The sequence below is a fragment of the Streptomyces sp. NPDC048196 genome, assembly GCF_040652715.1.
Classification (GTDB): domain Bacteria; phylum Actinomycetota; class Actinomycetes; order Streptomycetales; family Streptomycetaceae; genus Streptomyces; species Streptomyces siderophoricus.
Map to the genome: position 1 here is coordinate 81,851 of NZ_JBEZMM010000014.1, position 12,627 is coordinate 94,477.

Genomic DNA, 12,627 nt, shown 5'->3' on the forward strand with positions numbered 1-12,627 from the left:
GGCTGAGAGATCGGGTGGGAGATCAGCAGAGGGAACGGGAGAGCGCGAGGCGAGTGGGGTGTACGGCGTGGTGGGCATGGTGGTCCGCCTTGGCTGGTGAGGGGCTCGTCGGCGACTCAGAGGTCGGGAGTCGCAGATCGCAGATCGGTAATCGGAGATCGGACGAGCCTTGGTGGAATCGGCGAGCACCACCGTGCCGTATCGCGCCCGTGCCCGCTGTGGCCTGTGGAGAAGCTTCGGGATGTGGATAACTTCGCCACCCAGGCGGGGGACGAGCGGGGCGAGGAGAGGCGGCGGGCCCGGACCCGGGCCTGGCCCCAGCCCGTGCCTGCTCCCCGCCCGTGCCTGGTCCTCGTTCGTGCCTGCTTCCCGCCCGTGCCTGGTCCCAGCCCGTGCCTGACCGCAGACCCGGCCCTGGCCCCAGGCCCGGCCCTGGCCCCAGGCCCGGCCCTGGCCCCAGGCCCGGCCTTGGTCCCCGGCCCGCCAGGCGTCTTACGGCAGTTCGATGCCCAGGTCCCAGCCCGCGTGGGCGTCGGCGCAGGGGCAGGTGCGGTCGGTGGACCGGGGCAGGGCGGCGACCGCGTCGAAGAGGACCTCGCGGAGCCGGCCGACATTCTGGGCGAAGACCTGGAGGACTTCCTCGTGGGAGACGCCGTCGCCGGTCTCGGTGCCCGCGTCCAGGTCGGTGACCAGGGTCAACGAGGTGTAGCAGAGGCTCAGTTCGCGGGCCAGGACCGCCTCGGGGTGCCCGGTCATGCCGACCACGGACCAGCCCTGGGCGGCGTGCCAGCGGGATTCGGCGCGGGTCGAGAAGCGCGGGCCCTCGATGACGACGAGCGTGCCGCCGTCGACCGGCTCCCACTCGCGGCCGCGGGCGGCAGCGAGGGCGGCCTGGCGGCCGGCCGGGCAGTAGGGGTCGGCGAACGTCAGGTGGACGACGTTGGGGACGCTCCCGTCAGGCAGCGGCTCGCCGTCGAAGTAGGTCTGGACGCGGGCCTTGGTGCGGTCCACGAGTTGGTCGGGGACCAGCAGCGTGCCGGGGCCGTATTCGGGGCGCAGCCCGCCGACCGCGCACGGGCCGAGGACCTGGCGTACGCCGAGCGAGCGCAGCGCCCACAGGTTGGCGCGGTAGTTGATGCGGTGCGGCGGGAGGCGGTGGTCGCGGCCGTGCCGGGGGAGGAACGCGACCTGGCGGCCGGCGATCTCGCCGAGGAACACCGAGTCGCTGGGGCGACCGTAGGGGGTGTCGACCGTGATCTCGGTCACGTCGTCGAGGAAGGAGTAGAAGCCCGACCCGCCTATTACGCCTATTTCCGCGTCAGCCATGGCGGTCACCTTAGCGGGGGCGGCCACCGCGAGATCCGCCACCCCGGGGGCATGCATGCAGCGGACCGAGGCGGTAGCGGGACCGAGGTGGCAGCGGACCGAGGTGGCAGGGGACCGTGCGGCAGCGGATCGGGCGGCGGCGGGCCGGGACGCAGTGGGCCGGGATGCAGCGAGCCGGCACGCAGCGAACCGGCACGCAGTGGACCGAAATCGAGCGGACCAGGATGCGGTGGCCCCGCATGCAGCAGGCCCCGCCGTCCGACGACGGCGGGGCCCGAAGATGTCTGTGCTGTCTGTGCTCTCTGCGTTGCCGGCGTTGCGGACGTTGCCGGTCAGGCTCAGGCCGCGGAGCTGGTGCTCGACGCGTTGCCGGAGGATGACGTGGCGGGCGCGGACGGCTTGCTGTCGGAGCTGGAGCTGCTCGACGAGGAGCCGGCGGAGTCCGAGGACGACGTCGTGCTCGACGAGGAGGGGCTCTTCGCGGGGCTGCTGCTGGACGACGAGCCGCGGCTGTCGTTGCGGTAGAAGCCGGAACCCTTGAAGACGATGCCGACCGCGGAGAACACCTTCTTGAGGCGTCCGTTGCAGCTGGGGCACTCCGTCAGCGCGTCGTCGGTGAACTTCTGCACCGCCTCAAGGCCCTCGCCGCACGCGGTGCACTGGTACTGGTAGGTCGGCACTTGACTTCCTCCTGGCACTCTCACTCGATGAGTGCTAACGACGCTCCATATTGCAGTATTCCGGCGCGTCAGTCCACTGCGACCGGGCAGACGGTGACCGACCCCACGTCCGACCCCCCGTCCGGGACCGGTTCGCGACGGACGGCGACAGGCGTTCCCCGCACCCCGCCGGCACCGCTCGACGGCCCCCCGTCACCCGTCCGCGCCCGTCGTCGGCACCCCGCGACGGCCCCCGTCCCCCGTCCGCGCCCGGCGCCGACACCCGTCCGCGTCCGTCCGCACCCGTCCGCGTCCGCGCCGTCAGGCGTTCGCCAGCTCCCGCCCACGATCCTCGGCCGCCGTGCCGGTCCCGGTGCCGGAGTCGCTGCCGCAGTCGGCCCCGGACGCCGCGACCGGCTCCGTCGCCTGCTCCGTCGTCGGGTCCGTTTCGGCCGCCGTGTCCGGCCGGTCCGAGTCGGCCGCGGCGGAGGAGGTGCGCGGCAGCAGGTGGGCGCGCAGGGCCAGCAGCACCACCAGGGCCAGGGCCGTGCCGGCCAGGGGGACCAGAAAGCCGGTGCTGGGGCTGAAGCGGTCGGTGAGCTGGCCGGCGGAGGTGGCAGCGGCGGCCTGACCCAGGGCGACCGCGGCGGTCAGCCAGGTGAACGCCTCCGTGCGGGCGGCGGCCGGGACCAGGGACTCGACCAGGGTGTAGCCGGTGATCAGGGCGGGGGCGATGCAGAGGCCGACGACCAGGCCGACGGCGCCCAGCAGCGGTACCGCGGTCACCGCCCACAGCGGGGTGGTGGCCAGCGCCAGCAGCCCGTAGGCGACCAGCAGCCGGCGGCGCGGGCCGACCTTCCAGGCGATGGCGCCGCAGGCGATCCCGGCGAGCATGTTGCCGCCGGCGAAGATCCCGTAGAGCAGGCCGTTGATGCCGGGCTGGCCGATGGCCTGGGTGAACGCGGTCAGCGAGACCTGCATGCCGCCGAAGACGGCGCCGATGCCGAGGAACGCCACGATCAGCACGCGGACGCCGGGGACCGACAGGGCCGAGACGCGCGGCCGGTCGTCGGCCTGGGCCCGGTGGACGGGCGGCTGGGTGCGGCGCTGGGAAGCGAAGAGCAGACCGCCGGCCAGGGTCAGCACGGCCTCGGCGATCAGGCCGGCGGCCGGGTGGATTCCGGTGCACAGCGCGGTCGCCAGGACCGGGCCGACCACGAAGGTGAACTCGTCGGTCACCGACTCGAAGGCGGCCGCCGTCGGCATCAGCGGGCTGCCGCCGAGGCGGGACGCCCAGCGGGCCCGCACCATCGGGCCGACCTGCGGAGTCGAGGCGCCCGTGGGGACGGCCACGGCGAGCAGCGCCCACAGGGGGGCGTGCGCCAGGGCCAGGACGATCAGCGCCGCGACACCGGCGGTGTGCACGAGGGTGCCGGGAATCAGCACCGCGCGCTGGCCGAAACGGTCGGCGAGCTTGCCGCTCTGCGGCGCGAACAGTGCCATCGAGACACCGGTGGCGGCCGAGACCGCGCCGGCGGTGCCGTAGGAGCCGGTGGTGGACTGGACGAGCAGCACGATGCCGATGGTCAGCATCGCGAACGGCTGCCGGGCCAGAAAGCCGGGCAGGAGGAAGGTCCACGCACCAGGGGTGCGGAGCAGTTGTCCGTAACCGGGACGGGATTGCTTGACCGCGGATGCCACGGCCGGGCCTTTCTGCCGCCTGGTAGCGCGTCGCCGAGAGGTCGTCACGGGTACGCGCCGAGAGCTGTCCTCTCGCGCTGGACCGAGTGATACCGCGTGGTCCGCACCCCGAGAGGTGGCTGCAGGTGGCAGGGGACCGCGGCCGCCGAGCGGTCGCGCCAGCTCTGCATCAGGCAGAGGTGGTTCGTCGTTGTTCCTTCTTGATTGTACAGGCCCGAGCGGGTGAAGCCTTGGGATTAGCCAGCGCTTCACCCGCTTTTCCTTGGGTTTCTTGGAGATGTCCGCCACATTGCGGGGCGGCCCGCCACCGGCCCTACGGATGTCAGTGGTGGCCGTGGCCGCGCCGTCGCGGGGCGCCGCCGGTGCCCAGCCAGCCGGCCAGCTTGCCGCCCCGGGAGACCGCCTGCAGCCGCCGCTCGGCCGCGTCGCGCACCGGGTCCGTGGCGACGACCAGCAGCTCGTCGCCGCGCCGCAGCACGGTCGACGGCGACGGCACGAAACTGGAGCCGTCCCGGACGACGAGGGTGACCGCGGCGCCCGCCGGCATCCGCAGCTCGCCGACCTCGACGCCGTGCATCCGGGAGGCCGGCCCGATGGACGTCGACAGCAGATGGCCGCGCAGCCGCTCCAGCGGGGCGGACTCGATGCCCAGGTCGGCGGGTTCCTCGCCGTCGCCCAGCCGGAGGTGCCGGGCGAGCCAGGGCAGGGTCGGCCCCTGGATCAGGGTGTAGACCACGACCAGGACGAAGACGATGTTGAAGACGCCCTCGCTGCCGGGGACGGCGCCCACCATCGGGATGGTGGCCAGCACGATGGGGACCGCGCCGCGCAGCCCGGCCCACGACAGCAGGGTCTTCTCCTGCCAGGGCACGTGGAACGGCAGCAGCGAGACGAACACCGACGTCGGGCGGGCGACGAGGGTCAGGATCATGCCGATGACCAGGGCCGGCACCACGTCGTCGAGGAGGTTGTGCGGGGTGACCAGCAGGCCCAGCAGGACGAACATGCCGATCTGGCCGATCCAGCCGAGCCCCTCGGCGAAGCCGCGGGTGGCCGGGGCGTGCGGCAGTTTGGCGTTGCCGAGGATCATCGCGGCCAGATAGACAGCGAGGAAGCCCGAGCCGTGCGCCAGTGCGCCGGCGGCGTAGGCGGAGACCGCGATGGCCATGACGGCGATGGGGTAGAGGCCGGAGGCCGGCAGGGCCACGTGCCGCATGCAGTAGGCGCCGAGCCAGCCGATCGCGAGACCGAGGGCGGCGCCGATCGCCAGCTCCAGGGCGATCTCACCGAGGAGGACGTACCAGTGGTCGACCTCTCGCGCGGTGGAGAAGGCGACGACCAGGATGACCACCGGGGCGTCGTTGAAGCCGGATTCCGCTTCGAGGACACCCGAGAGCCGGGCCGGCAGCGGCACGCTGCGCAGCACGGAGAAGACCGCCGCGGCGTCCGTGGACGAGACCACGGCGCCGATCAGCAGCGCCTGCCGCCAGCCGAGACCGGCCAGATAGTGCGCTCCGGCCGCGGTGACCCCCACGCTCACCGCGACGCCGACCGTCGACAGCACCGCCGCCTGGGGCAGTGCCGGCTTGATCTCTTTCCACTTGGTGCCCAGACCGCCCTCGGCGAGGATCACGACCAGCGCGGCATAGCCCAGGAGTTGGGTCAGCTCGGCGTCGTCGAAGACGACCCCGCCGAGACCGTCCTGGCCCATGGCGATGCCTATCCCCAGGTAGATGAGCAGGCTGGGGAGCCCGCTGCGCGAGGATAGCCGTACCGCGGCGACCGCGATGAGCAGTACGAGCGAGCAGAGCAGCAGGAGTTCGTTGAGGTGGTCGACAGTCAGGAGCTGGTCCTTCCTCGCACGGGTTCCGAAAAACGACGGTCCGGGGGTGGTCTTCGGGGGCTCTTTCCTTACCGTATCTAGTTACTGAGGCTAACAATTTACCATTGCTTGAAGGTTGGGGGTGCTGGTGGTGACTCCGCGTAGGGGTCGCCGAACCCGTGCGCCTATGGTTGCTCCAGCACTCCCACCCTGCCCCTCGAAGGACAGAGATGCCCGCCAACAAGTCCGGCCCAGTCCCCAGGAAGAAGAAGGGGCGGCGCGGCCGCCTCGTCGCCATCACGGTCGTGCTGCTGCTCGTGGCGGGGATCGGCTTCGGCGCGTTCTGGGGAGTCAGCACCGTACGGGCCTCGTTCCCGCAGACCACCGGCTCGCTCAAACTCCCGGGCCTGGCCGACCCGGTGGACGTCGTCCGTGACGCCAACGGCATTCCGCAGATCTATGCCGACACCGACGAGGACCTCTTCCGCGCCCAGGGCTACGTCCAGGCCCAGGACCGCTTCTGGGAGATGGACGTCCGGCGCCACATGACCGCCGGCCGGCTGTCCGAGATGTTCGGCAAGAGCCAGGTCAAGACCGATGAGTTCCTGCGCACGCTGGGCTGGCACCGGGTCGCGCAGCAGGAGTACGACACCAAGCTCTCGCCCAGCACCAAGAAGTACCTGCAGGCGTACTCCGCCGGCGTCAACGCCTACCTCAAGGACCACGAGGGCTCGGCGCTCTCCCTGGAGTACGCGGCGCTGGACCTCGAGAACGACTACAAGCCCGAGAAGTGGACGCCGGCCGACTCGGTGGCCTGGCTCAAGGCGATGGCCTGGGACCTGCGCGGCAACATGCAGGAAGAGATCGACCGGTCCCTGATGACCAGCCGCTTCAGCCAGCAGCAGATCAACGAGCTCTACCCGGCATACCCGTACAAGCGGAACAAGCCGATCGTGGACGGCGGTGCGGTCGACCCGGCCACCAAGAAGTTCACGCCCAAGGGCTCGGCCAACGCCACCCCGGCCGGCGGCGCCGTCACCGGACTCCGGTCCCAGCTGTCCTCGCTGTCCAAGACGGTGAACGAGGTCCCGGCGCTGCTCGGCCCCAACGGCAACGGCATCGGCTCCAACTCCTGGGTCGTCTCCGGCGCGCACACCACCACCGGCAAGCCGCTGCTCGCCAACGACCCGCACCTGGCACCGCAGATGCCCTCGCTCTGGTACCAGATGGGCCTGCACTGCCGTAACACCGGCCCCAAGTGCGGCTACGACGTCTCCGGCTTCACCTTCTCCGGGATGCCCGGCGTCGTCATCGGCCACAACCAGGACATCTCCTGGGGCATGACCAACCTCGGCGCCGACGTCACCGACCTGTACCTGGAGAAGGTCAACGCCGACGGCTACCTCTACGACAACAGGCAGCGGCCGTTCCTCACGCGCAAGGAGACCATCAAGGTCGCCGGCGGCGAGAGCCACCAGATCACCGTCCGCGCCACCAACAACGGCCCGATCGTCTCCGACCGCGACGACGAACTCGGCAACGTCGGCAAGGACGCCCCGGTGGGCAACGCCGCCCCGGACCGCGGCGACGGCTACGCCGTCTCGCTCCGCTGGACCGCGCTCGACCCCGGCCGCTCCATGGACGCCGTCTTCGAGCTCAACCGCGCCCACGACTGGACCGGCTTCCGCAAGGCCGCCGCGCACTTCGAGGTGCCCTCGCAGAACCTGGTCTACGCCGACACCAAGGGCAACATCGGTTACCAGGCACCCGGCCGGATCCCGGTCCGCGGCAAGGGCGACGGCCACTTCGACGGCACCTACCCGGCGCCCGGCTGGGACCCCCGCTACCAGTGGAAGAGCTACATCCCGCAGGCCGCCCTGCCGTACGAGTACAACCCCGAGCGCGGCTACATCGTCACCGCCAACCAGGCCGTCACCGACGAGAAGTACCCGTACCTGATCACCAAGGACTGGGGCTACGGCTCCCGCAGCCAGCGGATCAACGACCTGATCGAGTCGAAGATCAAGGACGGCGGCAAGGTCTCCACCGACGACATGCAGGCCTTCCAGAAGGACAACAGCAGTGAGATCGCCCGGCTGCTGACGCCCTACCTGACGAAGATCGACATCAAGGACAAGTACGTCCGCGACGCCCAGCAGCTGCTGGAGGGCTGGGACTTCACCCAGGAGCCCGACTCCGCCGCGGCCGCCTACTTCAACGCCGTCTGGCGCAACACCCTCAAGCTCGCCTTCGGCAACAAGATGCCCAAGGAGCTGCGTCCCGAGGGCCAGTGCCTGACCGTCCGCCCGGCCGACGAGACCGGCCCCGCCGACGAGAACGACACCTACGTCCGCGAATGCGGCGAGCGGGCCGGCGACACCGCCCAGCCCGACGGCGGCGACCGCTGGTACGAGGTCGTCCGCAACATCCTCGACGACCCCGGCAACGCCTGGTGGAAGACCGAGGACCGGCCCGGCCGCCCCGGCGACAAGAACCGCGACCAGCTCCTCGCGCACGCCATGAAGGACGCCCGCTACGAGCTGACCTCCAAACTGGGCAAGAACATCGACAACTGGACCTGGGGCCGGCTGCACCAGATGTTCCTGAAGAACCAGACCCTGGGCACCGACGGTCCCGGGGTGCTGCAGGGCCTGTTCAACCGCGGCCCGTGGAACCTCGGCGGCGGTGAGGCCGCGGTCGACGCCACCGGCTGGAACGCGGCCGGCGGCTACAAGGTCACCTGGGTGCCGTCGATGCGGATGGTCGTCAACCTCGCCGACCTCGACAAGTCCCGCTGGATCAACCTCACCGGCGCCTCCGGCCACGCCTACGAGTCCCACTACTACGACCAGACCGACAAGTGGGCCAAGGGCGAGCTGCTGCCCTGGGCGTACAGCGAGGACGCCGTCAAGAAGTCCGGCAAGGACACCCTGACGCTGTCGCCGTAAGGCCGAAGCCCTCACGAGCCACCGGGCGGGCCGGAGATCTCCCACGGGACGATCTCCGGCCCGCCCGGCGGCGTTCCGGCCCGGTCCGGTGGTCCGCCCGCGGGTCCGGCCGAGCCCGGTGGCTCCGGCGTACGCGGCGGGGCCGGCGGGCTCAGTGCGGGCTCAGTGCCGGAACCGGTGCACCCCCGACGGGGTCACCGCGGCGTGCACCCGCCGGTCGTGCGGCTCGGCCGGCACCTCGTCCCGCACCTCCGCGTCGAACAGCAGCACCACCAGGTGCGCCGGGGCCCCGGCCCGGTCCAGTCGCTCCAGCACCCGGTCGTACGAGCCGCCGCCGCGGCCCAGCCGCACCCCGTCGCGGTCCACCGCCAGGCCCGGCAGCAGCACCACGTCCGCCTGCGTGACCGCCTGCGGGCCCAGCCGCTCACCGGCCGGCTCGTGCAGCCCCCAGCCCGCCGGCACCAGGCGGTCGGCGCCCTCGTACGGTGCCCAGTCGAGATCGTTGTCCGGCATCAGCACCGGCAGCAGCACCCGCACCCCCGCCTCCCGCAGCCGGTCCAGCAGGGCCCCGGTGGGCGGCTCCGAGCCCATCGACACGTACGCCGCCACCGTCGGCCGGCGGGCGCCCTCGTCCGCCGTCGACGGGGCGAGGAACGGCGCCAACTCCTCCAGTTCCAGGGTCCGTCGGGCCAGCGCCTCGCCCGCCGCCGCGAGGACATCCGGCGGCAATGATCTCCTTACCTCCTGGAGATCCCGCCGCAACCTTCGTTTCCTATCGTGCTGCTTGCTCACTGTGTGCCCTTGCTCCCGCTCTCATGCTCTATTCACCGGACCCTCATCATCGTTCCGAAAGGGCCGGTTATGGTGTCGCGCATGACTCCATCGCACACACGGATCAGCAAGGCTGTCATTCCGGCAGCCGGCCTCGGCACCAGGTTTCTCCCCGCCACGAAGGCCACACCCAAGGAGATGCTCCCGGTCGTCGACAAGCCCGCCATCCAGTACGTGGTGGAGGAGGCGGCCGCCGCCGGGCTCTCCGACGTCCTGATGGTCACCGGCCGCAACAAGCGCCCCCTCGAGGACCACTTCGACCGCAACTACGAACTCGAAGAGGCCCTGCACCGCAAGGGCGACGAGTCCCGGCTCGCCAAGGTCCAGGAATCCAGCGACCTCGCCACCATGCACTACGTCCGCCAGGGCGACCCCAAGGGCCTCGGCCACGCCGTGCTGTGCGCCGCGCCCCACGTGGGCGACCAGCCCTTCGCCGTGCTCCTCGGTGACGACCTCATCGACCCCCGCGACCCCCTGCTGGCCCGCATGGTCGAGGTGCAGGAACAGCACGGCGGCTCGGTCATCGCCCTCATGGAGGTCGACCCGGCCCAGATCCACCTCTACGGCTGCGCGGCCGCCGCCCCCACCGGCGACGACGACGTGGTCACCGTCTCCGACCTGGTCGAGAAGCCCGACCCGGCCGAGGCCCCCAGCAACCTCGCGATCATCGGCCGCTACGTGCTCGACCCGGCCGTCTTCGAGGTGCTGCGCAAGACCGACCCCGGCCGCGGCGGCGAGATCCAGCTCACCGACGCCCTCCAGGCGCTCGCCGCCGACCCGTCGCTCGGCGGACCGGTGCACGGCGTCGTCTTCAAGGGCCGCCGCTATGACACCGGTGACCGTGGCGACTATCTGCGTGCCATTGTCAGACTGGCATGCGAACGTGAAGACCTGGGCCCCGACTTCCGGACCTGGCTTCGCAGTTACGTCACCGAGGAGATGTAGGACGTTGAACCACGCCACCGGCCAGACCAGCCACCCGGACCGCGTCTGGTCGGTGGCCGAGCACCTCGACGACGTCCTGTCGAAGATCGCCCCGCTGGACCCGATCGAGCTGCAGCTCCTCGACGCCCAGGGCTGCGTCCTGGTCGAGGACGTCACCGTCACCGTCCCCCTGCCGCCCTTCGACAACAGCTCCATGGACGGCTACGCGGTCCGCGCCGCCGACGTCGCGCAGGCCGGCGAGGCCGCCCCGGTCACCCTGACCGTCATCGGTGACGTCGCGGCCGGCAGCGGCGAGCTCCCCGAGGTCGGCCCCGGCCAGGCCGCCCGCATCATGACCGGCGCCCCCCTCCCGCCCGGCGCCGAGGCCGTCGTCCCGGTCGAATGGACCGACGGCGGCGCCGGAGAAGGCCCGGCCGCCACGATGGAGGCCCACAGCGCCGCCCCCGAGGGCGCCGGCGGCGAGGTCCGCATCCACCGCCCGGCCCCGGCCGGCGCCCACATCCGCGCCCGCGGCAGCGACGTCACCCAAGGCGAGCTCGCGCTGCGCGCCGGCACCCTCCTCGGCCCCTCCCAGATCGGCCTGCTCGCCGCCCTCGGCCGCGGCACCGTCCGGGTCCGCCCGCGCCCCCGCGTCGTGGTGGTGTCCACCGGCAGCGAACTCGTCCAGCCCGGCGAGGCGTTGGGCCCCGGCCAGATCCACGACTCCAACAGCTTCCAGCTCACCGCCGCGGCCCGCGCCGCCGGCGCCCTCGCCTACCGCGTCGGCGCGGTCGCCGACGACGCCGAGACCCTGCGCGCCACCCTGGAGGACCAGCTCATCCGGGCCGACGTCCTGGTCACCAGCGGCGGCGTCAGCGTCGGCGCGTACGACGTGGTCAAGGAGACCCTGGCCGGCCTGTCCGCGGACGAGGGGAAGGTCGAGTTCCGCAAGCTCGCCATGCAGCCCGGCAAGCCCCAGGGCTTCGGCCTGATCGGCCCCGACGACATCCCGCTGCTGGCCCTCCCCGGCAACCCCGTCAGCAGTTACGTCTCCTTCGAGCTGTTCGTCCGCCCGGTCATCCGCGCCCTGATGGGCCTGCCGGACGTCCACCGCCCGACCACCAGGGCCCGCTGCACCGCCGCCCTCGCCTCCTCGCCCAAGGGCAAGCGGCAGTTCCTGCGCGGCTCCTACGACGCCGACGCCGGCACCGTCACCCCGGTCGGCGGCGCCGGCTCCCACCTGATCAAGGCCATGGCGCACGCCAACGCGCTGATCGTCGTCCCCGAGGACACCACCGAGGTCCCCGAGGGCGCGGACGTGGACGTCCTCCCGCTCGGATAACCGGCCCCCGAAAACCCGTACCGGGTGCTCCGCGGCCACCGGAGGTACGGTGTCGTCCCACAGGCGGCAGTTTGGACCGGGAGAACGATGAGCAGCGGCCAGCAACACCTCACCCACCTCGACGCGGCGGGCGCGGCCCGGATGGTCGACGTCTCGGCCAAGGACGTCACCGCCCGCACCGCCCGCGCCCGCGGCCGGGTGCTGGTGTCGCCGCAGGTCATCGAGTTGCTGCGGGGCGAGGGCATGCCCAAGGGCGACGCCCTGGCCACCGCCCGGATCGCCGGGATCATGGGCGCCAAGCGCACCCCCGAGCTGATCCCGCTCTGCCACCCGCTGGCCGTCTCCGGGGTGAAGGTGGACCTCTCGGTCACCGACGAGGCCGTGGAGATCACCGCCACCGTCAAGACCACCGACCGCACCGGCGTGGAGATGGAGGCGCTCACCGCCGTCTCCGTGGCCGCCCTCACCGTCGTGGACATGATCAAGGCGGTCGACAAGGCCGCGGTGATCTCCGACATCCGCGTCGAGGAGAAGACCGGCGGCAAGTCCGGCGACTGGAGCCGGTCGTGACCCCCGCCCGCGCCCTGGTCGTCACCGCCTCCAACCGCGCCGCGGCCGGCGTCTACGAGGACAAGGGCGGCCCGCTGCTCGCCGAGGGCCTGGCCGCCATGGGCTTCGAGGTCGACGGGCCCGAGGTCGTCCCGGACGGCGACCCGGTCGAGGCCGCCCTGCGCCGGGCCGTCGACTCGTCGCGGTACGCCGTCGTCCTCACCACCGGCGGCACCGGCATCTCGCCCACCGACCGCACCCCCGAGGCCACCGCCCGGGTACTGGACTACGAGGTCCCCGGCATCCCCGAGGCGATCCGCGCCGCCGGCCGCGACAAGGTCCCCACCGCGGCGCTCTCCCGCGGTCGCGCCGGCGTCGCCGGCACGACCCTGATCGTCAACCTCCCCGGCTCCTCCGGCGGGGTTCGCGACGGCCTCGCCGTCCTGGCGGACCTGCTGCCGCACGCCGTCGACCAGATCCACGGCGGCGACCACCCCAGACCCTCCGGGAGCCCGAGCTGAACGC

At 72.1% G+C, this 12,627-nt stretch carries 10 protein-coding genes; 5 read left to right on the top strand and 5 right to left on the bottom strand.

Annotated elements, in window-relative coordinates:
* Positions 1-492: 492 nt before the first annotated feature.
* The 4 genes from AB0E02_RS16965 to AB0E02_RS16980 form a co-directional block, all read right to left on the bottom strand.
* On the bottom strand, positions 493-1,326 hold the full coding sequence (locus AB0E02_RS16965) for an S-methyl-5'-thioadenosine phosphorylase (protein ID WP_030413377.1): 834 nt from the start codon (positions 1,324-1,326) through the stop codon (positions 493-495).
* A 338-nt stretch (positions 1,327-1,664) separates the two neighbouring features.
* Entirely contained in the window at positions 1,665-2,006 is a 342-nt protein-coding gene (locus AB0E02_RS16970; protein WP_362139872.1) for an FmdB family zinc ribbon protein, read from the bottom strand.
* 300 nt (positions 2,007-2,306) lie between these two features.
* Positions 2,307-3,686, bottom strand: coding sequence for an MFS transporter (locus AB0E02_RS16975; protein ID WP_362139874.1), 1,380 nt, complete (start codon positions 3,684-3,686; stop codon positions 2,307-2,309).
* Positions 3,687-4,008: 322 nt separating this feature from the next.
* Entirely contained in the window at positions 4,009-5,529 is a 1,521-nt protein-coding gene (locus AB0E02_RS16980; protein ID WP_362140063.1) for a potassium/proton antiporter, read from the bottom strand.
* A 209-nt stretch (positions 5,530-5,738) separates the two neighbouring features.
* Here AB0E02_RS16980 and AB0E02_RS16985 point away from each other — a divergent pair, with 209 nt between their 5' ends.
* Positions 5,739-8,456 (top strand): penicillin acylase family protein, encoded by a 2,718-nt coding sequence (locus AB0E02_RS16985; protein WP_362139877.1) that lies wholly within the window; start codon positions 5,739-5,741, stop codon positions 8,454-8,456.
* Between the two features lie 162 nt (positions 8,457-8,618).
* On the opposite strand, the gene AB0E02_RS16990 is transcribed toward AB0E02_RS16985, so the two are convergent.
* Entirely contained in the window at positions 8,619-9,218 is a 600-nt protein-coding gene (locus AB0E02_RS16990) for a 5-formyltetrahydrofolate cyclo-ligase (RefSeq protein ID WP_362139879.1), read from the bottom strand.
* 111 nt (positions 9,219-9,329) lie between these two features.
* On the opposite strand from AB0E02_RS16990, the gene galU reads away from it, so the two are divergent.
* From galU to AB0E02_RS17010, 4 genes are all read left to right on the top strand, one after another.
* A complete protein-coding gene (galU, locus tag AB0E02_RS16995) occupies positions 9,330-10,232 on the top strand; it encodes a UTP--glucose-1-phosphate uridylyltransferase GalU (protein ID WP_030413383.1) in 903 nt (300 codons plus the stop codon).
* A 4-nt stretch (positions 10,233-10,236) separates the two neighbouring features.
* On the top strand, positions 10,237-11,553 hold the full coding sequence (glp, locus tag AB0E02_RS17000) for a gephyrin-like molybdotransferase Glp (RefSeq protein WP_362139882.1): 1,317 nt from the start codon (positions 10,237-10,239) through the stop codon (positions 11,551-11,553).
* Positions 11,554-11,640: 87 nt separating this feature from the next.
* Positions 11,641-12,123 (top strand): cyclic pyranopterin monophosphate synthase MoaC, encoded by a 483-nt coding sequence (moaC, locus tag AB0E02_RS17005; protein WP_030413385.1) that lies wholly within the window; start codon positions 11,641-11,643, stop codon positions 12,121-12,123.
* Complete coding sequence (locus AB0E02_RS17010; RefSeq protein WP_362139886.1) at positions 12,120-12,623, top strand: MogA/MoaB family molybdenum cofactor biosynthesis protein; 504 nt, start codon at positions 12,120-12,122, stop codon at positions 12,621-12,623. The genes moaC and AB0E02_RS17010 overlap by 4 nt, the downstream gene beginning before the upstream one ends.
* Positions 12,624-12,627: the final 4 nt, after the last annotated feature.